The organism is Pseudomonas sp. NPDC089734, assembly GCF_044748865.1.
Taxonomy (GTDB): Bacteria; Pseudomonadota; Gammaproteobacteria; order Pseudomonadales; family Pseudomonadaceae; genus Aquipseudomonas.
Window position 1 is genome coordinate 51,588 of sequence record NZ_JBIVGV010000023.1, and the last position, 23,432, is coordinate 75,019.

18 protein-coding genes and 2 pseudogenes are annotated in these 23,432 nt (G+C 58.8%); 4 read left to right on the forward strand and 16 right to left on the reverse strand.

Translation table 11 applies throughout. From position 1 onward, the window contains the following. Positions 1-38: 38 nt before the first annotated feature. The gene (locus ACIPY9_RS22465) at positions 39-506 is read right to left on the reverse strand and encodes a hypothetical protein (protein ID WP_400706721.1); all 468 of its coding nucleotides are present in this window, start codon (positions 504-506) and stop codon (positions 39-41) included. 576 nt (positions 507-1,082) lie between these two features. Between ACIPY9_RS22465 and ACIPY9_RS22470 the strand changes: the two genes are divergently transcribed. Then, positions 1,083-1,319 (forward strand): DUF2789 domain-containing protein, encoded by a 237-nt coding sequence (locus ACIPY9_RS22470; RefSeq protein WP_400706724.1) that lies wholly within the window; start codon positions 1,083-1,085, stop codon positions 1,317-1,319. A gap of 11 nt (positions 1,320-1,330) precedes the next feature. Here the strand turns inward: ACIPY9_RS22470 and ACIPY9_RS22475 are convergent, their stop codons facing one another. The 15 genes from ACIPY9_RS22475 to iolC all read right to left on the reverse strand — a co-directional run bounded on the left by ACIPY9_RS22475 (position 1,331) and on the right by iolC (position 19,207). Further along, positions 1,331-2,806 (reverse strand): T6SS phospholipase effector Tle1-like catalytic domain-containing protein, encoded by a 1,476-nt coding sequence (locus ACIPY9_RS22475; protein ID WP_400706776.1) that lies wholly within the window; start codon positions 2,804-2,806, stop codon positions 1,331-1,333. Between the two features lie 421 nt (positions 2,807-3,227). Then, positions 3,228-3,632, reverse strand: a complete 405-nt coding sequence (locus ACIPY9_RS22480) for a TraR/DksA family transcriptional regulator (RefSeq protein ID WP_400706727.1) — start codon at positions 3,630-3,632, stop codon at positions 3,228-3,230. 292 nt (positions 3,633-3,924) lie between these two features. After that, the gene (locus tag ACIPY9_RS22485) at positions 3,925-4,950 is read right to left on the reverse strand and encodes an ABC transporter permease (RefSeq protein WP_400706730.1); all 1,026 of its coding nucleotides are present in this window, start codon (positions 4,948-4,950) and stop codon (positions 3,925-3,927) included. 48 nt (positions 4,951-4,998) lie between these two features. Continuing rightward, complete coding sequence (locus ACIPY9_RS22490; protein ID WP_400706733.1) at positions 4,999-6,570, reverse strand: sugar ABC transporter ATP-binding protein; 1,572 nt, start codon at positions 6,568-6,570, stop codon at positions 4,999-5,001. A gap of 70 nt (positions 6,571-6,640) precedes the next feature. After that, positions 6,641-7,570: a sugar ABC transporter substrate-binding protein gene (locus ACIPY9_RS22495; protein ID WP_400706736.1), complete on the reverse strand. Its 930-nt coding sequence runs from the start codon at positions 7,568-7,570 to the stop codon at positions 6,641-6,643. Positions 7,571-7,633: 63 nt separating this feature from the next. Beyond that, positions 7,634-7,804 carry a hypothetical protein gene (locus tag ACIPY9_RS22500; protein ID WP_400706739.1) on the reverse strand — a complete coding sequence of 57 codons (171 nt, stop codon included), beginning with the start codon at positions 7,802-7,804 and terminating at the stop codon, positions 7,634-7,636. Positions 7,805-8,042: 238 nt separating this feature from the next. Next, entirely contained in the window at positions 8,043-9,062 is a 1,020-nt protein-coding gene (locus ACIPY9_RS22505; RefSeq protein ID WP_400706741.1) for a Gfo/Idh/MocA family protein, read from the reverse strand. A 41-nt stretch (positions 9,063-9,103) separates the two neighbouring features. Continuing rightward, positions 9,104-9,964 carry a sugar phosphate isomerase/epimerase family protein gene (locus ACIPY9_RS22510; RefSeq protein WP_400706744.1) on the reverse strand — a complete coding sequence of 287 codons (861 nt, stop codon included), beginning with the start codon at positions 9,962-9,964 and terminating at the stop codon, positions 9,104-9,106. Between the two features lie 37 nt (positions 9,965-10,001). After that, entirely contained in the window at positions 10,002-11,012 is a 1,011-nt protein-coding gene (locus ACIPY9_RS22515; RefSeq protein ID WP_400706747.1) for a Gfo/Idh/MocA family protein, read from the reverse strand. 42 nt (positions 11,013-11,054) lie between these two features. Next, positions 11,055-12,992 (reverse strand): 3D-(3,5/4)-trihydroxycyclohexane-1,2-dione acylhydrolase (decyclizing), encoded by a 1,938-nt coding sequence (gene iolD, locus ACIPY9_RS22520; RefSeq protein WP_400706750.1) that lies wholly within the window; start codon positions 12,990-12,992, stop codon positions 11,055-11,057. 109 nt (positions 12,993-13,101) lie between these two features. Then, on the reverse strand, positions 13,102-13,938 hold the full coding sequence (locus tag ACIPY9_RS22525; protein ID WP_400706753.1) for a TIM barrel protein: 837 nt from the start codon (positions 13,936-13,938) through the stop codon (positions 13,102-13,104). A gap of 33 nt (positions 13,939-13,971) precedes the next feature. Continuing rightward, positions 13,972-15,474, reverse strand: a complete 1,503-nt coding sequence (locus ACIPY9_RS22530; RefSeq protein WP_400706756.1) for a CoA-acylating methylmalonate-semialdehyde dehydrogenase — start codon at positions 15,472-15,474, stop codon at positions 13,972-13,974. Positions 15,475-15,500: 26 nt separating this feature from the next. Then, positions 15,501-16,310, reverse strand: a complete 810-nt coding sequence (gene iolB / locus ACIPY9_RS22535) for a 5-deoxy-glucuronate isomerase (RefSeq protein WP_400706759.1) — start codon at positions 16,308-16,310, stop codon at positions 15,501-15,503. A gap of 14 nt (positions 16,311-16,324) precedes the next feature. Beyond that, positions 16,325-17,224, reverse strand: a complete 900-nt coding sequence (iolE, locus tag ACIPY9_RS22540) for a myo-inosose-2 dehydratase (protein ID WP_400706762.1) — start codon at positions 17,222-17,224, stop codon at positions 16,325-16,327. A gap of 45 nt (positions 17,225-17,269) precedes the next feature. Then, positions 17,270-19,207 carry a 5-dehydro-2-deoxygluconokinase gene (iolC, locus tag ACIPY9_RS22545; RefSeq protein WP_400706765.1) on the reverse strand — a complete coding sequence of 646 codons (1,938 nt, stop codon included), beginning with the start codon at positions 19,205-19,207 and terminating at the stop codon, positions 17,270-17,272. 307 nt (positions 19,208-19,514) lie between these two features. Here iolC and ACIPY9_RS22550 point away from each other — a divergent pair, with 307 nt between their 5' ends. The 3 genes and pseudogenes from ACIPY9_RS22550 to ACIPY9_RS22560 form a co-directional block, all read left to right on the forward strand. Continuing rightward, positions 19,515-20,423 carry a MurR/RpiR family transcriptional regulator gene (locus tag ACIPY9_RS22550; RefSeq protein ID WP_400706767.1) on the forward strand — a complete coding sequence of 303 codons (909 nt, stop codon included), beginning with the start codon at positions 19,515-19,517 and terminating at the stop codon, positions 20,421-20,423. Positions 20,424-20,743: 320 nt separating this feature from the next. Further along, positions 20,744-21,517: pseudogene (locus tag ACIPY9_RS22555) on the forward strand (PAS domain-containing protein); the annotation flags it as partial. A 108-nt stretch (positions 21,518-21,625) separates the two neighbouring features. Then, a pseudogene (locus ACIPY9_RS22560) lies at positions 21,626-22,057 on the forward strand (methyl-accepting chemotaxis protein); the annotation flags it as partial. Positions 22,058-23,432 lie beyond the last annotated feature (1,375 nt).

The window sequence follows — 23,432 nt, forward strand, 5'->3', positions numbered from 1 at the left end:
AAGAGACGAGCATGAAAACAGCCATCCCTCGGCTTCGATCACTCACTGGCCTTGAAGGTCAGCTCACCCTTGCGCCATTTGGCAGCCTTGCCGATCGCCGCCTTCAGAGGCTTGCTCAAACCACCCTGCAACTGTTCATGGGCCGCAAACACCATGAAGACGCCGTGGCCTTCCTTGAAGACAATACCGTGCCCTTCGGGAATATCGACATAGGCGTAATCGCCCAGTCCATAGACGGTGAACCTGATCTCGCGAAACTTCAGTTCAAACTTTCCACCTTCGCGGCTGGGCAGAACCGATGCACGAAAGTGATCACCGACCTTGAGCTCCAGGCGTGGCTTGTCATCCACCACCATCGCCGTTTCGGTATCGATTTCGGACATGTAGATGCCCTCCGGCGACTGCTCGGTGATGTAGACAAAACGTGACTGGAACTGCTTGACCAGCTGCGCCCGAAGATCACCGAGCACAAACAGAGAATGGGTATCCAGATTACTTACAGCCAAAGTACAAACCCCCGAACATGAAAATCAGGCTGCCTGACAGAACCAGGACAGTCAAAAAAGTAAAGCATCCTTACTTGCCGCTGAAACGGCTGAAATAGCGTGCGATGCGCTGCCACGACAGACGATGCGCCCTTGATCGTCCGCCCTTAGGGCAGGCGGGGGCGAATTCTACCGACACAGCCCATCCACGGGATATATACCTTTTGTACGGATAAATATCCGGGCAGGAAAAGGGGTAACGCCCGACGCTTCCGGGAAACCGGATCAAGGCCCTCGGGTCAGAACATTATCACTTGCCATCGGTTCAATAAAAGATCGAGCCACTGTCGACAGACAAGCATAGGCTCTGTACGAAAAGTCGGTGAGCGAAGGTCAGACAAGGCAAAAACAGGTGAGGAACGGTCGGAGTCGCGCTCGACTTGACTAGTTGTCAATGAGCATTCCGATCGGACTCGCGCACGAGCCTGTTTTTAACGCAGCATCACCGAGCGCAGCCACTTTTCGTACAGAGCCTAGAACTCTTGCCGCTTCCCGACACTCCGATACAAGACAGAGGCCACCCATAGAGGAAATGACATGGAACTGCCCACTCACTCATTACCCAACCTGTTCGCGCAGTTGGGGCTGGACACGGACGAAAATAGCATCCAGACATTCATTGCCAACCATTCACTGCCGGCCGATGTGAAACTGGTCGATGCCGAATTCTGGACGCCACAACAGGCACGCTTTCTGAAAGAGGAGCTTCGCGAAGATGCCGACTGGGCACCCGTCGTCGATGAGCTCAACGTGTTACTGCACAAGCGCCCCTGACTCAACCCCGTTCAATGCCGGTATCCGGGCTGCCCAACGTTCGGATACCGGACCCGGCCACCCGGCTCGGGGGCATGGACGAATACGGCATCGCTGATACTGCCGACGCGGCCGATAACCGCATTCCAGTGCGCAGAGCGATGGATGTAGCGCCAGCGCAGCAGACGCTCTTCATGCGCATCCAGGGTGTACTCACCGCCACGTGCATAACCGATCAGCTTGCAGGCGATCCCTTCGAGTTCCGGCACAAGCCGCAGGTCCGCCGTATCGGGAATCGGCTCGAACGGCACGCCCTCGTCACAGGCCAGCGCATGCATGATCCGCAGATGCACCCTCGACAGATGCCCGAACACCTGGCGGCGCAGGCAGACAGACGCCATCACGGACTTGACCCCGAAAGCACTGCTGCGCGCATGGCTGTATGATTCGCAGCACTCCACCCGCAACGATGCCTGACGGTCTTCGGGGTCGATCCACTGCCCCGCATCCAGGGACTGCAGATCTGCCTGCGCCTGCAACCAGGCCGAGCTGGATTCACAGGGCGTGTCACGGTAGACAATGCTCATGCGGGGCCGGGTCAGCAGGAGCTTTTCGTTCATTTGAGGGTGATACCCTCCGCCGATATCCGCATGTGCCCCTGGCAGCACGATCTCCCTGCCCCACTCCGGGGCAATGCTGTTGAGAGCAAAGTTTCGCCGTGACTCGTCGCCAGCCACCAGATGCAGGACCTGCTGGGCGCACCCGGGAGGCAGGTAGAGATTGACCCGCTTGCTGGTCGAGTCGCGGCCATTGCACAGATCCTTGAGACTGCCGATGGCGGCCACCGTATCGAACAGCCCGACCACCTTGATGTGTACGCTGCTCCAGTCGAAATCCGGGCCCAGGGGCACTTTTCTGCTTGCAAGGGCCGGCTCCAGAGCCCCCTGATCCCGCTTCAGGACCTCATTGATGAAATGCCGGGCCGAAGCCGCGCCCCGACTGAAACCGAAGACATCCAGCTCAAGCGTCTCGATGACACAGCCTGGATTGTCGAGCGCAAATGCCCTGAGGCGCGACCCCAGCTTCTTGATGGCCTGCTCCACCTTGGCGACGACACCGGTCGTGCCTCGCCCAAAACTTTGCCCCGGCCAGAGCGAATCCCCCGCTCCGGAAGTTGTTCCGGCCCCACTGATATAAAGGGGCCAGTAAACTTTCAACCCTTCCCCGTCATTTCGGGCAACATATTGATGACGATAAAGCCCGACCAGCCGGGCAATATTACTCAAGTCGTTACTGTAACTGCTACCGGGGTCCGAATGACGCCCGGCACACTCACAGATATGTTGACCGTTATTGATTTCCATCATGGCCTGGCAATCGGCCCCTATCTGACTATTGACGCGATTATTGCCCGTACCGTCGAAGAACAGGCCTGCGCGTACCGTAACGTGGAGCATGGCGGTCGCGGACACTGCTGATGCTTGCCTGGTCATCCCTGTGCTCTTCATCATTTTTCCATCCTTAGAAGTCCTTGGAAGCCATTACATGATGTAACCGCTCCTGGAACTAACATTCAAATACAATTGATAAAGATAGATTGTCCAGCAAACCTCCACAGTCAAGTCGTCACTCACTTTACAGAGTAATCCTACAACCAGAGTCAAAGACACCCATAAAAAACAATAAATATTTACCGCAACAGTTAAAGAAAACACTATCCATATAAAGAAAAGTGCCTATTACTGTTTGCCCGAAATAAAAGAAATCATGAGTGGTATAAATGGATTGCCCATCGACGATAACGGGAGCATTGCCCTTGCGTCGGACAACAGTTGCAAAACGGCCCGTTCCGGTAAATCGCAGGCACAACGAAACCGGGAGGCGATTCATCGCCTCCCGGTCAGGTCACACCCTTGTCCTGCGCCTGGATCAGGCCTGGCGCTGGTGCTTGTCGATCTGCTCGTGGCGCTCTTGCGCCTCGATGCAATATTTGGTCGTCGGGCTGATCAGCAGGCGTTTGAGGCCGATAGGCTCGCCGCTGTCGTCACACCAGCCAAAGGTATCGTCGGCAATGCGGGCCAGGGCCATTTCCAGCTGTGGCAGCATGCGCTGATCGCGGTCGATCACATTGACCAGCCAGTGACGCTCTTCTTCTACAGAAGCAGCATCGGCAGGGTCTGCCGGTGTGTCCAGGCTCTCGATCGCAATGCGGCTCTGCTCGATACGCTCGTGGATTTCGACCTTCATGGCCTGCAACAGCTCGACGAAGAAAGCATGCTGTTCAGCATTCATGTAGTCATCGGCCGGCATGGCCAGCAACTTTTCCTTTGTCATTGATTTCTCTATAAAAAAACGTGCATTGAGGAGCGGCTCAACGTTGCCGTAAAAGCGCCATGATCTCCAAGCGCCACCAGGCACTCAATTTACGAGGGGCGGCAGTCTAAGGCCGGCTTGGCCCGTCGGCAATACAATTGAAGGGTTTTTGTACAACAACTGCATGACTTGCCTGAAAATCGGGCCTTGAAAGCTGTTTGAAGAGCCTCTGACTCTGTGTTCGAAGATCAGTTCCAGTCAGCAGAAAGCACAAAAGGGCCTCGACAGGCCCCTTGCGCTACATCATTCCTTATCAGCGCTTGGCTTTGCGCTTGTTGCGATATTGATCGATAACAACGGCAACTACAATGATCAGTCCCTTGATGATGTCCTGCACATAGGCGTCCACACCGACAAAGGTAAAACCGCTGGCCATCACCCCCAGGATCAGTGCGCCGATCACCGTGCCGGTAATGCGCCCGACACCGCCGGCCAGGCTGGTGCCTCCGATCACCGCGGCGGCAATCGCATCCAGCTCGTAGGACATGCCCATCCCCGCCTGCCCGGTCGCAGCCCGTGCAGACGCCACGACGCCCGCCAGCCCGGCCAGCAGGCCGGCAATGCTGTAGACGATCACCAGATGTCGCTTGACGTTGATGCCCGAGGTCCGCGCCGCCTGCATGTTGCCACCAATGGCATAGGTGTACTTGCCGTACTTGGTGTAGCGCAAGGCGATATGGAAGATCACGGCCACGATCAGGAAGATGATGACCGGCATCGCCCCCTGCCCGATGGCCGTGTAGGAATCCGACAACATGCTTACCGGCTGCCCTTCGGTGTAGAAGCGCGCCAGACCACGGGCGGACACCATCATGCCCAGGGTCGCAATGAACGGCGGAATGCCCGTGATCGCGATGATGCTGCCGTTGATCGCTCCGGCCAGCAGCCCCACTCCCAGCCCCACGACCACCGGTATCCAGACCGGCAGGTCAGTGAGCGAGGGAAACACGGCCCGGGAAAAGTCCGATGTCTGCGCCAGACTCGCCGCGATCATCGCCGACAGGGCCAGCACCGAGCCGGACGACAGGTCGATGCCCGTGGTGATGATGACCTGCGTCACCCCGATGGCCAGCAGACCGATGATCGAGACCTGAAGGATCATCAGGACCAGACGCTGGGAGTTGAGCAGGAAGCTTTGATCGCGAACGATCCAGCCGAACAGCTCGAAGACCAGCCCGATACCGATCAGCACCAGGAAAATACTCAGCTCGGTCGGCAGCCGGCGTTTGCTTTTGGTCGGCGCCAGGGCCGGTTTGTTTTGCAAGATCGCGTTACTCATTTCCATTACCCTCTTGTTCTTCTTCTGCCCGAGCCCGACCCTGCGAACTCAGTGAACCAAATGGCCGGAAGCCAGGTGCATGACCTTTTCCTGGGTCGCCTCACTGCGGTCGAGGATGCCCATCATTTCGCCTTCGTGCATGACCATGACCCGGTCACTCATGCCCAGCACTTCGGGCAACTCAGAGGAAATCATGATGACGGCCATGCCTTCGCTGGCCAGGAAGGAAATCAGGCGATAGATCTCCGCCTTGGCCCCCACATCGATGCCCCGGGTCGGCTCATCGAGAATCAGAATCCTGGGGTTGGTCATCAGCCAGCGGGCCAGCAATGCCTTCTGCTGATTGCCGCCCGACAGCGTATCGATGCACTGCTCCAGAGAAGGCGTCTTGACGCGCAGTTTCTTGCACATCTCTTCGCACAACTCCCTCAGCGCTTTCTGCTGGACGAAACCATTGCCGGCATAGTTGGCCAGTACGGCCATTTCCATGTTTTCCATCACGGACAGGCACGGAAACAGCCCCGTGAGCTTGCGGTCCTCGGTCAGCAGCGCGAAGCCTTTTTCAATGGCCTGGTGCGGCTCGGCAATGCGCACCGGAACGCCGTCGAGCTGTATTTCGCCACTCTGGCTGGGCGAGATGCCGAACAGGGTTTCGGCCACATTGGTCCTGCCCGAACCCATCAGCCCGGCGATACCGAGAATCTCGCCGGCATGCAGATCGAACGACACGCCCTGGAACACACCGTCCAGACTCAGGTCCCGCACCGACAGCAACAGGTCGCCGATGGGTTTTTCCCGCTCGGGAAACAGTTGGGTCAGCTCACGCCCCACCATCATTGAAATCAGGCTGTCGCCGTCCATGCTCTCTGCACGCTGCAGGCCGATATAGGCCCCGTCGCGAAAGACCGCCACTTCATCGGCGATCTCGAACACTTCGCTCATCTTGTGGGTGATATAGATGATGCCTTTGCCCTGGGCACGCAGGTCGCCAATGATTGAAAACAGGTGAGCGACTTCGGTTTCGGTGATCGCCGAGGTCGGCTCGTCCATGATCAGGATGTCGGAGTCATAGGAAACCGCCTTGGCAATCTCCACCATCTGCCGCTCGGCAATGCTCAGGTTGCCCACCAGTTCCTGCGGATCGAGCTTGATGCGCAAACGCTCCAGCAGCTCGGCGGTGCAACGGAACATTTCCCGATGGTCCACCATGTGCAGACCGTTGAGTTGTTCACGGCCGATCCAGATGTTCTCGGCAATGCTCATGAACGGCATCAGGTTCAATTCCTGATGGATCATCGCAATCCCCGCCTGCAAGGCCGCCAGAGGTGTATCGAAATGCACGGGATTGCCCCGCAGGCGTATCTCGCCGGCATCGGGCTGATAGATGCCGGCAATGATTTTCATCAGGGTCGACTTGCCGGCACCGTTCTCCCCCATCAAGGCCAGCACACTGCCGGGACGTACCCGCAGCTGCACATCATTGAGGGCAATGACGCCCGGAAACCCTTTGCTGATGTTGCTGATTTCCAGCAGATAGGGAGATTGGGCCTCGGTGGCGGCACGGGCAGCAGAAGGCGTATCGCGCAAGGTCTGACGGGTAGCAGTAGCGAAACCGGACATGATCACAGACTCCTCAAGCAACAGGCTCCGGGAGGGTGTCGTGCATGCCCTCCCTGGCCTGCTCACTGTTTTATTTGAAGGTGGCGACGTTCTCGGGCGTGATCAGGCGATAGGGAATCACGATGGCCTGTGGCTCGACCTTTTCCTTCTTGGCCATTTTCACGGCGGCGTCGATCGCACCGTTGGCCTGCCCTTTGGCATCCTGATAGACCGATACCGTCAGGTCGCCCCGGGTCACGGCATTCAGGCCGTCAGGCGTGCCGTCCACCCCGGCGACCAGCACACTGCCTTTCTTGACCCCCGCCTGCTTCAGGGCCATGGCGGCACCGATCGCCATTTCGTCGTTGTTGGACAGGATGGCATTGAACTCCTTGCCCTGGGTGATCCAGTCATTGGTCAGGTCCATGCCTTTCTGGCGTGCCCAGATGCCGGTCTGTTCCTGGTCGATCTTGATGTCAGGGTATTTGCTCAACACCTCTTTCACGCCCTTGGTGCGGTTCTGTGTCGAGTTGTTGGCCAGATCCCCCAGCAGGATCATGACATTGCCCTTGCCGCCCATTTTCTCGGCGATGTATTGCATCTGCAGGCGACCGGCCTCGATATCGTCAGACGTGACGGTGGCGACACCTTCGGGCAGTTTCGGATCATCGGGACGGCGGTTGACGTACACCAGCGGAATCCCGGCAGCCGTGGCTGACTTGGTGATACGGGCCGTCGCGGCGGTATCGACCGGGTTGACGATGAGAGCGTCGACTTTCTTGCCGATGAGCTCCTGCACCTGATCGATCTGTTTATTCACATCGGCACGGGCATCGACGAACTGCAATGACACGCCTTCAGGCATGGATTTGGCCTTGGCACTCATGTCATCGCGCAGGTAGGTCAGCCAGGTGTCATCGAACTGCGACATCGCCACGCCGATTCTGACATCGGCCAGCGCCGTGCCACTGCCGAGCGCCAAGGCCAGAGCCAGCGAAGTGAAACGAATCTTGGTCTTCATGAGGGTCTGTCTCCAAATTCTTGTTGTTGTTCAGACTTGGTAACGACATGGCGGAGCAATGGATCATTTCGGCAGACGGATACCGGTGGCACCGGGTATGCAGAACAGCAGCGTGTCCTTGTGCTGGACGCACATGCCGCGTGCGACGAGCGTCAGGAATCGCTCCATGACGGAAATCCAGAATGACGGGGGGACAGCACGCTTGGCCTTGCGGCCAGAGGTAGGGGTTTTCATCGACAGTACCTATCTTGTTTTGTTTTTGTTTGCTTGTTTCCTGTGACTTTCAGAAAGGTCTGACAGCACAGGTGATTCGATAGTCGGCAACCTGAAAATGACTTTATTGGAAAATATTTTCCAATTCAACACATTTTAGAATTTTATTCCGCTCCCTTTCCATATCGGCATGATAGAAAGCCCCGGCTCTCCAGAAAGAACCGGGGCTTTGCCTGGCAAAACGAAAGAAACCCGTTGTTTATAACGCAATCACTCGTCCTTCCTTCGCACTCAGGCGGGCAGCGTCCAGCACAACGGCCGTGGCAACGGCATCGTTCGGATCGACCGGGTTGCGCCCCTTTCCATCGATGGAATCCTGTAGCTGTCGATAGAACTCGAGCCAGCATCCCTGTTCGGAAGGCACCCGCTCACGGTGCTCGCCCTGCTCGAACCAGCCCCAGCGCCGATGCTCCTCGACTCCCCAGCGTTCACCTTCGGAACGGGGAGTCAGGCCGGCCAGTGCGGCCTCTTCCTGCCCGTCCAGCCCCTCGACGCTGTAACACCCCTGTGTGCCACTGACCCGGAAACGCGGCCCTGGTGTGTTTTGCAGGCAACTGCCGACCAGGTGTGAAACCACACCGCTGGCGTGAGTCAGGGAAATGAAGAACGCGTGATCCATGGGTTCGTCGGGGGCCATGAACTGTAACTCGGCATACACCCGGCTGACCGGACCGAACAACACCAGCGCCTGATCCACCAGATGGCTGCCCAGATCACGCAACAGGCCGCCACCACTGGTCTTGCCCACGGAACGTGGCGAAAAACGTTCGATGCTGGACTCGAAACGTGTGATCGAACCCAGCACATCGTTGTCGATCAGCTTGCGCACCGTCAGGAAGTCCGAATCCCAGCGTCGATTCTGATAGACACTGATCTGCACGCCACGACGCCTCGCCGCCTCGACAAACTCCCGGGCCTGGGCAGCGTTATCGGCAAAGGGCTTATCGCTGACAACGTTCACACCCAGCTCGATGGCCTCCAGTATCAGGTTGCGGCGAGAGGCCAGCGGTGTGGAAATCACCACCGCATCGACACCGGCCTCGACCAGATCGGCCAGGGTGTCGAACGTCGCGACACCGGGATGATCGTGGGCAACGTCCTGTCGACGTTCAGGGGAGCGGGTGACGACCCCCACGAAGGTTGCGCCGGGCAAACTGGAAAGCAGCGTTGCATGAAAGTAACGCCCTCCCTTTCCATAGCCCACTAATCCTATTCGCATGGCATTCTCCTTGAAGCCTGGAACATTAAGGTTGTCTGCTCCTATCTGAGCAATTCACTCCTGACGCGTTCCAGCATGAAACGACTCGATTCGTCGGCACGCTCTTCCCAGGCGAACACCGCCACCGTGGCGATGCCGTCGAACCTGATCTCTCTGAGGGTCGAGAAGAACGCCTCCCAGTTCACATCGCCCTGGCCGATATCCAGATGCTGATGCACGGTTGCGGTCACGCCCGGCGGGTTGACGATATAACGCAGATTGGACGACGCCCGATGATTGTAGGTGTCGGCGATGATCAGGTGCGTGAGCTTGTCGCCCGCGTACTTGAGCATCGAAGGAATATCACCGACGCCATCGTCATAAAAGAAGGTATGGGGCGCGGCGTACAGGTAGTTGATCCAGTCACGGTCCAGGCCGCGAATGATGTCCACCGACTCGTTGTTGCGCTCGCAGAAATCGTAGGGATGGGCCTGGATATCCAGCTTGACGCCCTCCAGCTCGAAATGCGGAATCAACTCGTCCATGGATTTCATGAACTGGTTTTCACAGACCAGCGCCTGATCGGACTGGCCGCTGAACTCGGTATTGATCAACTCGCAGTCCATCTCCACGGCGACCTGGATTGCGCGCCTCCAGTTGCGCACCGCCGCGATGCGCAGATTCTCGTCGGGCGAGGCCCAGTGGTAGAGCGGCAGCAGCGATGACAGTTTCACCCCGGCATCGCTCAAGGCCTTGCGAAACTCCTTGATACGCGCACGGTCGACGCGCGCGTATTTATAGAAAGGCAGAAAGTCTTCACGGGGCGACAGCTCGATGTATTCGTAACCCAGCTGCGCAACCTTATCGACCATCTGCTTAAGCGGCAGATGGCGGTACATGTAAGGATCCAGTGCGATACGCATGATGTCCTCCTTTTATTGTTGTTGTCCTTAACAACGCTCAGCCATAAAACGCCGGGCGACTGGCCAGCGTCACCGGCACGATCGCACCACTGCGCTGCGCCTCGACACAGGCATCGGCCGTCACGGCCGCGGCATAGCCATCCCAGGCTGAAGGCCCACCGACTTTACCGGCATTCACACCATCAATGAAAGCCTGAAGTTCGACGTCATAGGCAGCGATGAAACGATCCTTCCAGTCCATCAGAATCGCGTTCGACAACTTGGCCTCGCTGCGCAACTGCACCTGCGAAGGCTCCGGCAGCCTGGCAATACCGGTTTCGCCCACCACTTCACATTGAATGTCATAGCCGTACTGGCAATTGACGAAGACTTCGACGTCGATGCGGGTGCCTTTGGCGGTTTCCAGCAATACGATCTGCGGGTCTTTCAAATGGGCAAAGGCCTTGCCGGACTTGCGCGGGAACACCACCTGAACCGACACGTAGTCGTCATTGAGCAGCCAGCGCAATACGTCGATCTCGTGGATCAGCGTGTCGGTAATGGCCATGTCGGTCTTGTAGTTCTCGCCCACGGTCGGGTTGCGATGGGCGCAGTGCAGCATCAGGGGCTCGCCGATCTTCCCGCTGTCGATCACCGACTTCAGGGCACGGTAACCTTCGTCGTAAGGCCGCATGAAACCCACTTGCACCAGACGCTTGCCGTGGGCGATTTCGGCGTCGACGATACGACGACAGCCTTCTGCGGTCACCGCCAGGGGTTTTTCACAGAACACCGGTTTGCCGGCCGCAATCGCCGCCAGCACGAACTCTTCATGGGTCGGCCCCCAGGAGGTCACCAACACAGCCTCCACATCCGGCGCGGCGATCAAGGCATGGCCATCGGCATAGACTTCAGCCTTGATGTCCAGCTCACGAACCACGGTTGCAGCCTGCTCAAGATTGATATCGGTGACGGCCACCACCTGACTGCCGAGCAGAGTCTTGCTGCAACGCCGGATATGATCACGACCGATTGCACCTGTACCGATTACGCCTAATTTCAACGCCATTGCAGTGCTCCTGTTGAATTTATTCTGAATGAATGACCGCAATTAATATTGACGGGCCTTGGCCAGTTCCTTGTTGAGCTTTTCGTACACCTGCGCCGTGGTGCCGGTGGTCGAGACCTCGGCAACGCCCACCCGCCACCAGGACAGGTATTTGTGGATCATGGTCTTGGGCAAGACCTTGATATCGATGAGGGTCGAGACCGTCTGCCGCTGGGCATCCGCCAGGGCCGCCTGCAATTGTTCAAGGGTGCTGACCTTGTAGGTCTTGCAGCCATAGGCCGCAGCACTCATGGCGAAATCCACCGGCACGAAGCCACCGTCGAGCTGGCCGGTTTCCGGGTTGCGGAAACGGAACTCGGTGCCGAAGCTGTTCATGCCGTGTTCCATCTGCAGGTTGTTGATGCAACCGAAGGTCATGTTGTCCAGCAGCACCACGTTGATCTTGCGTCGTTCCTGAATCGAAGTGGCCAGTTCCGAATGCAGCATCATGTAGGAGCCATCCCCCACCAGGGCGAAGACTTCCCGTTGCGGCGCGGCCAGCTTGACGCCCAGTGCGGCATTGACCTCGTACCCCATGCACGAATAGCCGTACTCGACGTGGTAGGTATCGACACCGGTGCTACGCCAGGCCCGCTGCAAATCGCCCGGCAGACTGCCAGCAGCCGCGACGATGATCGCGTCCCTGGGCAGGCTCTGGTTGAGCGCCCCCAGCACACCGCTCTGGGTCAGGCAGGAACCGGTCAGTTCGATGAATTCGCGCAGTACGGCCGGGTCCATGTGGTCATTGATTTCAGGAATGAAATCCCGGGTCTGATATTCGGCGGCGTAGATGCGATCGACCTCGGCATCCAGCTCGGCCCTGGCCTTTTTCGGGGCCTCTCCCCAGGCTGCACGATAGCCGCTGGCCTGCAAATCCCGGCTCAAGGCCTGCAAGGCCTCTTGTGCGTCCGCCAGCACTTGCACACCATCCAGCTTCTGGACGTCGAAAGCACCGACATTGAGGTTGAGGAACTGCACGTCCGGGTTCTGGAACAGCCACTTCGAGGCGGTGGTGAAATCGCTGTAACGTGTGCCGACACCGATGATCAGATCGGCTTCCTTGGCCAGTTGATTCGCCGCCAGGGTTCCGGTTTCACCAATGCCGCCCATGTTCAGCGGATGCGCCGAAACGATCGCGCTCTTGCCTGCCTGGGTTTCGGCAAAGGGAATCTCGAAACGCTCGGCAAAGGCCTGCAACGCCTGAGCAGCGCCGGAGTAACGCACCCCGCCGCCACAAATCAGCAAAGGCTTGCGCTTGCCCTTGAGCAACGCCAGCGCATCATCGAGCATGGCCCGACTCGGCGGACGGCGGTCGATGCGATGCACGCGTTTCTGCAGGAAGCTGTCGGGGTAATCGTAGGCTTCAGCCTGAACATCCTGAGGCAAAGCCAGGGTCACGGCACCGGTTTCGGCCGGATCGGTCAATACCCGCATGGCGTTGAGCGCCGCGCTCATCAGTTGCTCGGGACGGTTGATGCGGTCCCAGTATTTACTGACGGCCTTGAAGGCATCGTTGGTGCTGATGCTCAGGTCGTGAAACTGCTCGATCTGTTGCAGCACGGGATCAGGCTGGCGGCTGGCGTAGACATCGCCGGGCAGCAACAGCAGAGGAATCCGGTTCGCCGAGGCCGTCGCGGCGGCGGTCAGCATATTCGCGGCACCCGGCCCGACCGAGGAGGTGCAGGCGTAGATCTTGCGCCGCAGATGCTGTTTGGCAAAACCAATGGCCGCGTGGCACATGCCCTGCTCGTTACGGCCCTGATGCACGACCAGCTCACCGCTGTCCTGCTCCAGCGCCTGACCGATACCCAGCACATTGCCATGACCGAAGATCGTGAAAATCCCGGCGACAAACTTGCTCTGCACGCCGTCGACTTCAACGTACTGGTTGTCCAGAAACCTCACCAGGGCCTGAGCCATGGTCAATCGGGTTGTAGTCATGCTCGCACCTTGTTGTTATTGGGGGCTTCGCGGATAAATCCGCTCCTACAGGGTTCTGAGTCCTTTCGCGAATGAATTCGCTCCTACAGGGGGTCGTGTAGGAGCGGATTTATCCGCGAAGGCCTACATCAACAGCCCGGGACAAATGGCTCATGCTCTGCCGGATCGCCATGGGAATGTCATCCAGGGTATGCACGCTTTCGGCAAACGGCTCGAACGACAGATGGCCGTTGTAGCCACTGGCCAATAAGCGTTCGATCTGCCCGGCGTTACCCAGAATGTCCGCCTCGCCCACCAGCACCCGATGCCCGTCGCGAATGCTGTTGAGCGGTGCCAGGGCATCTTCGACGCCCGAGATATGCACCAGCCCGGTCAGTTCGGGGAACAGTTCCACTTCACCCGCCAGATGGTGATGAAAGGTGTCATGCACAAGGCGATAAACATCCAGCCCGCCGATGGCCCTGATCGCCTCCACAGCCTGACGCTTGAGGCGCAGCGCGCACTCCTCGAACCCCAGCGGCTCGACGAAGCCCAGAATCCCGTGCTCGCGCAGAATCGGTGCCAGTTCGCTCAGGGCCGTACGCAGGCCGGTCGCACGCTGCACGGCATTGCGCGTGTCTGCCCGGTCGTTGAGCGGACACAGCACCAGCGCTTCAGCCCCGCAGTCGCGGGCATATTGCGCCAGCTTCGTGGCCTGGGCACGACGCTCGTCATTCCAGACATCGAACGGGTACAGGGCGTTGATCGACAAGACACGCACGCCTTTGGCGGCACAGAGTTCGCGAACGGCCCGGGGTGCCGTGCCGTCCTCGATCTCGACACCCTTGAGGTCATTGCGGATTTCGATGGCATCGGCGCCCAGCTTCACCGCCAGATCGACGAAATCCGGCAGGGGCAAGCGTGGGGCGACCATACGGTTCAGGGCAAAACGCAGGGGCTGGCTCATTGTTATTGTTCTCCACAATCCATTGTCTGAAGGTTACTTGGCGGTCGGCATGCTGAACTCTGGGCCTTTGGCGATGCTGTCCGGCCAGCGTTGCATGACACTCTTGTAGCGGCTGTAGAAGCGCAGACCTTCTTCGCCGTAGGCATGGTGATCGCCGAACAGCGAACGCTTCCAGCCACCAAAGGAATGCCAGGCCATGGGCACCGGAATCGGCACATTGATGCCGACCATGCCGACCTTGATGGAACGCGCGAAGGCACGGGCCACGCCGCCGTCGCTGGTGAAGCAGGACACACCGTTGCCGAATTCATGGGCATTGATCAACGCCACGGCACTGGCGAAATCCGGCACATGGACGATGCCCAGCACCGGGCCGAAGATTTCTTCCTTGTAGATCTGCATTTCGGGAGTGACGTGGTCGAACAGCGTCGCGCCGACGAAAAAGCCTTGCTCGGCCCCCGGCACCTTGAAGTTGCGCCCGTCGACAATCAGCTTCGCGCCCTCTTTCACGCCCTGATCGATATAACCCTCGACCCTGGCCTTGTGAACGGCAGTGACCAGCGGCCCCATGTCCGAATCGGCGTTCATGCCGTTGCCGACCTTGAGCTGGTCGATGCGCGGCAGCAGTTTGTCGATCAGGCGCTGGCCGACATCGCCCACCACCACCGCAACGGAGATCGCCATGCAGCGCTCACCGGCCGAGCCATAGGCCGCACCGATCAAGGCGTCGGCGGCCTGATCCAGATCGGCATCGGGCATGACGATCATGTGATTCTTGGCCCCGCCCAGCGCCTGCACGCGCTTGCCGTGGGCCGTACCTTGCTGATGGATGTACTCGGCAATGGGGGTCGAACCCACGAAGGAAATCGCCTCGATGCCCGGATGCTGTAACAGACCGTCCACAGCGACCTTGTCGCCCTGCACGACGCTGAACACGCCATCGGGCAGACCGGCCTCCTTGAGCAGGCGCGCCATCAACAGACTGGCCGACGGGTCGCGCTCGGAAGGCTTGAGAATGAAGCAGTTGCCGGTCACCAGCGCCAGAGGAATCATCCACAGCGGCACCATCACCGGAAAGTTGAACGGTGTGACACCGGCACAGACACCCAGCGGCTGACGCAGATTCCAGTTGTCGATACCACCGCCGATGTTGTCGCTGAAATCGCTTTTCAACAGGCTGGGAGCACCGCAGGCGAACTCGACAATCTCGATGCCGCGCACAACCTCACCACGGGCATCGGACAACACCTTGCCATGCTCACGGCAGATAATCTGCGCCAGTTCTTCGTGATGCTTGTCCAGCAGTTCCTTGAACTTGAACATGATCCGCGCACGGCGCAGGGAGGATTGATCCGCCCAGGCCGGAAACGCCGCCTGAGCGGATGCGACCGCCTCATCGACGGTCTTGAGACTGGCCAGGGCCACCCGTGCCTGCACCTTGCCGGTGGCCGGGTTGAATACATCGCTGTAGCGTTCGCCATCGCCGTTGTTGATCTGGCCGTTGAGGTAATGGCCGATAACCGGGGACTCGCTCATCTGACTGACTCCAAATCGAAAGGGGGTTAAAGATCCAGCAACCAGCTGTGTTGCGGATCGTTATGGAACTGCCAGGCACGCGTCGGGCCGGCCATCACGTTCAGGTAATAGGATTCGTAACCGTACGGCACGCTGACCGGGTGATAGCCCTTGGGCACGGTCACCAGATCGTTGTTCTCCACGGCCATGGCCTGATCGATGCTGCGATCGTCGGTGTACACCCGCTGGAAGACGAAGCCCTGAGGCGGGTTGATCTGGTGGTAGTAGGTTTCCTCCAGGCAGCTCTCGTGGGGCAGGTTGTCCATGTCGTGCTTGTGCGGCGGGTAACTGGACGAATGCCCCGAGGGTGTCCGGACCTCCACCACCAGCAGCGAATGGGCCAGTTCAGTGTCCGGCAGGATGTCGCAGACATAGCGGGTATTGGCCCCCTTGCCACGTACGCTGCGCTTCATGCTCTCGGGAGTGATCAGACGCGCCGACGCTCGCTTGGCGCTGTCGCCGGGAGCCTTGCAGACCGCCAGTTGCGCAGGTCCCAGAGCCGTGAAATGCGCCTGACTGTGCGGTGGCAAGTACACGGCGAAAGGCGACTTTTCTTCAAAGACCGAATGCCGGTCGCCGATGTTTTCCCAACTGAAAGCGCCCTGCCCCGGCGCCTCGCCGCTCACACTGGCGTGTCCGGTGAGCAACACCACGCACAGTTCATTATCTTCAGCGCTGAGCGGCAGGCGCTCTCCGGCTTCCAGGCGGTAGGCCGCGAAACCGACATATTCCAGCACGCCCTCCTGTAACGCGACGATGTCTCGTCCCTGCGCCTTGCTTTTAGTCAACAGACTCATGATCCAATCCTCCGTTATCGAGCGTCCGCCAGCAGTTGGCGCAGCGTGTCATAACCCTTTTTGGCATAGACATAACTGGGCGCAACGGCGGGGTCCTGCTCGGCTTCGACAACCAGCCAGCCCTGATAACCGGCCTGCAACAAGACCTTGAGCAGCGCCGAAAAATCGATGTCGCCATCGCCGGGCACGGTAAAGGTGCCGTTGACGATGCAGTCGGGGAAACTCCAGAGGTTGTTACGTGCCAGTTGCACCACCGGCTTGCGCACATCCTTGAAATGCACATGGCAGACACGGTCAATGTGCTTGCTCAACACCTGCAAAGGCTCGCCACCGCCCATGTAGCAATGCCCCGAGTCGAACAGCAGCCCGACTTCGGGACCGGTCAGCTCCATCAGGCGGTCGATATCCTGGGGAGACTCGACATAGGCTCCCATGTGATGGTGGTAGGCCAGACGCACCCCTTGGGAAAGGGTGAAGCGCGCCAGCTCGGTGAGCTTGTCGGCATAGTCGCGCCAGGCGGCATCGGTGTGAAAGCGCGGACGCTCGACCAGAGGAATGCGCTGCCCCTGAATGGAGTCGGCCACTTCGCCATACACCAGCACCGAGGCACCGTTCTGCGCCAGCAGTTGCACATGGGAAGCGATGGACTCGATTTCCTCGGCGACCGAACGCCGGGCCAGACGACTGGAATACCAGCCCGAGACCAGCGCCAGGTCATAAGGACGCAAGACATCGCCCACGCCCTTGGCATCCTTGGGAAACTTGCCGTTGAGTTCAAAACCTTCGTAACCGATTTCCTTGCCTTCGCTCAGGGCGGTACTCAACGGCGTTTCGCCACCCAGGGCCGGAAGGTCGTCGTTGCTCCAGGAAATCGGATTGATGCCGATGCGGATGTTGTTTGCGGAAACAGGCATGGCTGCACCTTTCTTGTTGTTATCACTGCGTCAATGACAATGGGTTCAGGCGCGTGCTTCACGCCAGGACTCGATCAGCCAGATAAACGTGCTCTGCACCTGGCTTATCAAGGTCGCGTCGTCGATTTCCCCGGCCATCCAGGCACGACTCGGCTCCCTGAAGATCGTCCGACCAACGGCGAAGCCCTTGCAGGTGCTGCTGTGACGCGCCTGAGCGAAGCCTTCGGCCAGTTTTTCGACCGGCGCATTGAGCCCCAGCAGCACCACGCCCCGGCAATACGGGTCGCGTTCCCGAATCAACTCGTCCAGTTGCTGCCAGACTTCGGCGCTCTGCGCTTCGATCTTCCACCACGCAGGATAGATCCCCAGGTTGTACAAGCGCTTGAGTGCGCGGTACATCACGTCGGGATGAGTCGATGGGTGGTCCTTGGGCGGGATGATTTCCAGCAGCAATTCATGACCGCTGACCTGTGAAGCCTCGTACATCCCCTTGATCTGCGCCTCCTGCTCCAGACGCAGAAGAGGCTCGTCATCGGGGTGATATTGCACCAGGCACTTGATGATCTGCTCTTGAGGCCAGCTCAACAGATTGCTGCCGATCGAACGGCCATGCTCGAATGCCAGCGGCCTTGAACCCTGCACTTCCACCGGACGGGCCACCCACCAGTCACGACCGGTGGCCGCGTTGAGCGAATCCTGACCGAACCGCTGATCAGCCAGCAGACCGACATCGGCCTCGACACCACGCTTGCGCAGATCGGCCTCGACACGTTCGACGGCGGTAATGAACAACTGCTTGAGCTGCCCGATGCTGCTCAGGTCGCGTCCGGCCTGCTGGGCCAGTTCCACCAGTTGCCCGCGATGGTCAAAAGCAAAGATGAACAACTGCTTCCACTGCTTGCGAGGCACGCTGACCTGGTGCAGGCGCTGCAGGGCAACATCCTGATCCGGCCGGGTGATGGGCACCGGGCTGTTGAATAGATAATCGAGTTCGGCCGGAGTGGGCATGGCCGGTGCGCAGGCATGCCGCGAAACCACAAGCCCGCCGCAGGCATTGGCCAGCTGGCAGCAACGCTCGTCGGAGGCATCCTTGAGCCAGCCACTGAGGTAACCGGACATGAAGGCATCTCCGGCCCCCAGCACATTGAGCACTTCCACGCGCACGCCAGGGTAGATGGCACCGTCTTCGAGCCGGGCCGGGATGGCGCCGTGAATCACCGTGCAGCCTTGCGGCCCGAGCTTGACCACCAGGGTCGCGGCCGTCAGCCCGCGTACCACCCGCAAGGCACTGAGCAAGTCATCGGTGCCCCCCGCGATCAGAAACTCTTCTTCGGTGCCGACGATCAGGTCGAAACGCGGCAGGATACGTTGCACATGCTGGCTGACATGCTGATCGGCCACGAAGCGGGTCTCGCCATCGGCCTTGCCGGCCAGGCCCCACAGGACAGGCCGGTAATCGATGTCCAGAACCCGTTTGACGTTGTGTTTCTCGGCATAATCCAGCGCCTGGCTGCTGGCCTTGAACACCTGATCGGTGGAGAAATGCGTACCGGTGATCAGCAAAGCCTTGCTGGAGGCAATCAGGTTTTCGTCGATATCCTCGGCGCGCAGGGCCATATCGGCGCAATTTTCGCGGTAGAACACCAACGGAAATGTTTCACGATCTTTCAGCCCCAGCAGCACCATGGCCGTCAAACGTTCGGGGTCACGCTTGATGGCACTCACATCACAGCCTTCACGCGCCAGGGCCTCGACCAGAAAACGCCCCATGTGATCATCGCCGACGCGACTGAGCATGGCCGATTTAAGCCCCAGCCGTGCCGTGCCGAAGGCGATATTCGCCGACGAACCGCCCAGGTACTTGGCAAAGCTTGAGACATCTTCCAGCCGCGCGCCAACCTGCTGCGCGTAGAGATCGACGCCAAGGCGTCCGAGGCAAATCAGATCCAACTGACGCCCACTGACAAAGCGAGTCTGGCCCATGGTGGCTCCTGTTATTTTTATCAGCCTGCATGTCACGCAGCCGGTGCGCGAAATGCCTTTGGTGAGACAGAGCCTAAAACGTCCCGAGGCATCAATCAATAATTATTCTATAAATTTTTCAAGTGGAATATTTTTTCCAATACTTGACGTACAGCACTGACACACTTGGCCGACAGGTGAGATATAGTTTCCGCAATTTTGCAGATCAAGCGGTCATTGCCGGGGCATCCCGACCGCACACCCACTGCGCGGACGAGCTTTCGTGTAGGGGGTGAGGCCCAAAAAGAACAAGCAATAAGGATTAAACATGAACAGCACCGAGCAGCCGTCCCTGCCAGACACAGGCCTCGATACGCCACCGACCAGTGCCGAGGGCCTGCTGCGGCTGATCACCAGTGAATATGAAGGCCTGCCCCGCCAGCTCAAGCGCATTGCCAGCTACATGAGCCAGCAGAGCGACCGGATCATGGTCGATCGGATCAGCGATATTGCCCGGGAATGCGAGGTTCATCCTTCAGCCATCGTGCGATTCTCCCAGCGCTTCGGCTTCAGTGGTTTCAGTGAAATGCAGGCCCTGTTCCGAGAGGCTTACACCCACAAGACCACGCCGGTCCAGAACTACCAGCAACGCATCCGCAACATGATCGCCAACAAGTCGCAGAAGGCTCGTGGCGGGGACCTGGCCCGTGAGTGCGTGAACGCCACCCTTTCCGGCCTGGAACGCCTGGGCGCAGACCTGGACGACGAAGAATTCGAGAAAGCCGTGGATCTGGTGGTCAACGCCGACAATATCTACGTGGTGGGTGTGCGTCGCTCATTCGCCGTGGCCGACTATCTGGTGTACAACCTGCAACACACCAACAAGCGCATCCACCTGATCTCGGGGCTGGGCGGCAGCTACCGGGAGCAGATGCGCAGCGTGCGCGCCAACGATCTGGTGATTGCCATCAGCTTCACGCCCTATGGCAAGGAAACCCAGCACTGCCTGCGTATCGCCCAGCACAATCAGGCCAAGACCCTGATCATCACCGACAGCAACCTGTCACCACTGGCCAAACGCGCCAATTCGGTCTTGCTGGTCAACGAAGGCAGCTCGTTTGCGTTCCGCTCATTGAGCGCCACACTTTGCCTGTGTCAGGCCCTGTTCATTGCCGTGGCTTACCGCCTGGAATTGAAAGTGGACGAGATTCACGAACAGGCAGGGTTCGAGGACTGAGTACCGATCAGCAGTGACAGCAGGTGTCCGGACCACGACCCTGCTCTTGTGCGCTTTCACTGTTTAATTGGCACCCGAAAAGGCGGTCAAAACATTCATTTGATTAAAGCCATTCCTTAAAACAAACTCAAACAACGGACTGATTAACTATAAAGTTATACCCCTTATCATTGGGGTCTCTTTTTTTGCACAATCCGTTGTACAAACTCCAGAACCACCCACTATAGTGCCATCATCGCAAGGACCCGCATCCGTGCCACAACGCACCCGAGGCCAAGGGACAGGAACCGTTTTCAACCTTTTTCCTGAGCCATGCCGCCATGTTATTCAATTCCAATAAAAAAGAATTAGCTGCCCTCCAGCAAACCCTTGACCAACAAGCCTGGCTATTAAGAGCAATCGACCGTTCGATGGCCACCATCGAGTTCGATTTGAATGGCGTTGTATTGAGTGTCAATGACAACTTTCTGAACACCATGCATTACCGACGCGAAGACGTGCTGGGCAAGGAACACCGGATCTTCTGCCCGCCCGACTATGCACGCAGCTCGCAATACACGCAGTTGTGGTCGCGCCTGCGAGCCGGTGAATTTGTCTCCGCGACGTTCCAGCGCATTGCAGGCAATGGCCAGACGGTCTGGCTGGAAGCCAGTTACAACCCGGTCAAGGACGATTCGGGCAAGACCGTGAAAATCATCAAGTACGCCATGGACATCACTGAGAAGGTCAAGGCGGATCAGGAAGCTAAAAACAAGCTCGATGCCATCGATCGCGCCATGGCGGTGATCGAGTTCGATCTGGAAGGCCGGATCCTGTGCGCCAACAGCAACCTGACCCGTCTGATGGGTTACAGCGAAAAAGAGCTGATCGGCAAGAATCACCGGTTGTTGTGTCCGCAGGACATCACTGGCAGCAGCGAATATGCCGATTTCTGGAGGCGCCTGAACAAGGGCGAGTTCTTCAGCGGGCAGTTCAAGCGCGTCAATCGCTTTGGTCAGATCCTCTGGCTGGAGGCCACGTATAACCCGGTATACGACACCAGCGGCAAGCTCTGGAAGGTCATCAAGTTCGCCTCGGACATCACGGCCCGTGTCGAGCAGCATGAGCGTGATGCCAGTAGCGCGGCGCAGGCCTACCATATTTCGGTAGAGACCCGGAAAGTCACCGAACAGGGCACTCAGGTGATTCAACAGGCCGCGACTGAAATGCGTCAGATTTCTGTGAACATCGAGGATTCGTCACGGATCATCATGCAGTTGGGCGAGCGTTCGGAGCAGATCACGACCATCGTCAATACCATTCGCAGTATTGCCGAGCAGACCAATCTGCTGGCTCTGAACGCGGCCATCGAAGCGGCCCGTGCCGGCGATCAGGGGCGCGGGTTTGCCGTGGTGGCCGATGAGGTTCGCCAGCTGGCCGGGCGCACCAGTCGTTCCACGGCCGAGATCTCGGAGATGATCGGGGTGATTCAGACCGAAACCCGTCAGGCCATCGACAGTATGGACAATACCCGTAATAACGCGGTCAAGGGTGTCGACCTGGCGGATCAGGCCGGTTCGGTGATTGTTCAGATCAGTGAAGGGACGAGCCATGCGGTGGATGCGGTGAAGATGTTTGCCCGGCAGGAGTTGTGACGTTTTGTAAGGAATAGATACGTTCTACTGTGGGCATATCCGGATTTTTCTGTGTAGCGAGTATAGGTTCCGCCTTTACGGCGGCCCCCTTTTGTTTTGGCAAAAGGGGGGAAAACCATTCGCTCCGGTTCGGCCCCGCCTTGAGGCGGGGTTCCCTCGTTTCCGGCGTTGTTCCATGGGGGCCGCGCCGATGGGCCATCCATGGCCTGGCGGCGCTTGCTCGGCTCCTGCCTCGCACCCCACTCCACAACACCTCCACTCGGCCTTCACCAGCGTCGCAATCGGTGGTGCCTGGAACTTTTGCGCTCAAAGAGCAAAGCAAAAGCGAAAAGGCTCTTTGCCGCGATGGTGTGAACACCGCAAAACGCGACGTTGGTGACGGCTGAGTGGCGGTGGTGATCTGGTGGGAATTCTGCAGGGATGCAGAATTAGCCGCACTGGGCCATGGATGGCCCATTGTGGCGACCGCCGGATCAGCGCCGGAGCGAAGGGACCCTGCCGTCAGGCGGGGCCGAACCCGGAGCAATGGTTTTGCCTACTTTGTCCGAAAACAAAGTAGGGCGCCGTAAAGGCGCAAAGCGGCATCAAGCCGAACGAACCATCAAAGAACAGGTACGTTTCTCTACTGTGGGCATATCCGGATTTTGTTGTGTGGCGAGTACAGGTTCCGCCCTTACGGCGGGCCCCTTTGTTTCGGCAAAGGGGCGAAACCATCGGCTCCGGTTCGGCCCCGCCTGACGGCAGGGTTCCCTTGCTCCGGCGTTGTTCCATGGGGCCGCGCCGATGGGCCATCCATGGCCTGGCGGCGCTTGCTCGGCTCCTGCCTCGCACCCCACTCCACAACACCTCCACTCGGCCTTCACCAGCGTCGCAATCGGTGGTGTCTGGGCTTTTTGTGCTCAAAGAGCAAAGCAAAAGCAAAAGCGAAAAAGGCTCTATGCCGCGATGGTGTGAACACCGTAAAACGCGACGTTGGTGACGGCTGAGTGGAGGCGGTGATCCGGTGGGAATTCTGCAGGGATGCAGAATTAGCCACACTGGGCCATGGATGGCCCATTGTGGCGACCGCCGGATCAGCGCCGGAGCGAAGGAACCCTGCCGTCAGGCAGGGCCGAACCCGGAGCAATGGTTTTGCCTACTTTGTCCGAAAACAAAGTAGGGCGCCGTAAAGGCGCAAGGCGGCCTCAAGTTAAACGACCCACCCAGTAACAAACACGCTCCTCGTCAGGGAATATATCCGGATTGGACGGAGCTTTTTCGCGGATAAATCCGCTCCTACGGGTTCCGCCTTTACGGCGGGCCCCTTTGTTTCGGCAAAGGGGCGAAACCATTCGCTCCGGTTCGGCCCCGCCTGATGGCGGGGTTCCCTTGCTCC

What these genes read in the sequence shown, in the direction of transcription:
- ACIPY9_RS22470 (WP_400706724.1), top strand. Translation starts at nt 1,083, where the DNA reads ATGGAACTGCCCACTCACTCATTACCCAACCTGTTCGCGCAGTTGGGG.
- ACIPY9_RS22475 (WP_400706776.1), bottom strand. Translation starts at nt 2,806, where the DNA reads ATGAAGAGCACAGGGATGACCAGGCAAGCATCAGCAGTGTCCGCGACC.
- ACIPY9_RS22480 (WP_400706727.1), bottom strand. Translation starts at nt 3,632, where the DNA reads ATGACAAAGGAAAAGTTGCTGGCCATGCCGGCCGATGACTACATGAAT.
- ACIPY9_RS22485 (WP_400706730.1), bottom strand. Translation starts at nt 4,950, where the DNA reads ATGAGTAACGCGATCTTGCAAAACAAACCGGCCCTGGCGCCGACCAAA.
- ACIPY9_RS22490 (WP_400706733.1), bottom strand. Translation starts at nt 6,570, where the DNA reads ATGTCCGGTTTCGCTACTGCTACCCGTCAGACCTTGCGCGATACGCCT.
- ACIPY9_RS22495 (WP_400706736.1), bottom strand. Translation starts at nt 7,570, where the DNA reads ATGAAGACCAAGATTCGTTTCACTTCGCTGGCTCTGGCCTTGGCGCTC.
- ACIPY9_RS22500 (WP_400706739.1), bottom strand. Translation starts at nt 7,804, where the DNA reads ATGAAAACCCCTACCTCTGGCCGCAAGGCCAAGCGTGCTGTCCCCCCG.
- ACIPY9_RS22505 (WP_400706741.1), bottom strand. Translation starts at nt 9,062, where the DNA reads ATGCGAATAGGATTAGTGGGCTATGGAAAGGGAGGGCGTTACTTTCAT.
- ACIPY9_RS22510 (WP_400706744.1), bottom strand. Translation starts at nt 9,964, where the DNA reads ATGCGTATCGCACTGGATCCTTACATGTACCGCCATCTGCCGCTTAAG.
- ACIPY9_RS22515 (WP_400706747.1), bottom strand. Translation starts at nt 11,012, where the DNA reads ATGGCGTTGAAATTAGGCGTAATCGGTACAGGTGCAATCGGTCGTGAT.
- iolD (WP_400706750.1), bottom strand. Translation starts at nt 12,992, where the DNA reads ATGACTACAACCCGATTGACCATGGCTCAGGCCCTGGTGAGGTTTCTG.
- ACIPY9_RS22525 (WP_400706753.1), bottom strand. Translation starts at nt 13,938, where the DNA reads ATGAGCCAGCCCCTGCGTTTTGCCCTGAACCGTATGGTCGCCCCACGC.
- ACIPY9_RS22530 (WP_400706756.1), bottom strand. Translation starts at nt 15,474, where the DNA reads ATGAGCGAGTCCCCGGTTATCGGCCATTACCTCAACGGCCAGATCAAC.
- iolB (WP_400706759.1), bottom strand. Translation starts at nt 16,310, where the DNA reads ATGAGTCTGTTGACTAAAAGCAAGGCGCAGGGACGAGACATCGTCGCG.
- iolE (WP_400706762.1), bottom strand. Translation starts at nt 17,224, where the DNA reads ATGCCTGTTTCCGCAAACAACATCCGCATCGGCATCAATCCGATTTCC.
- iolC (WP_400706765.1), bottom strand. Translation starts at nt 19,207, where the DNA reads ATGGGCCAGACTCGCTTTGTCAGTGGGCGTCAGTTGGATCTGATTTGC.
- ACIPY9_RS22550 (WP_400706767.1), top strand. Translation starts at nt 19,515, where the DNA reads ATGAACAGCACCGAGCAGCCGTCCCTGCCAGACACAGGCCTCGATACG.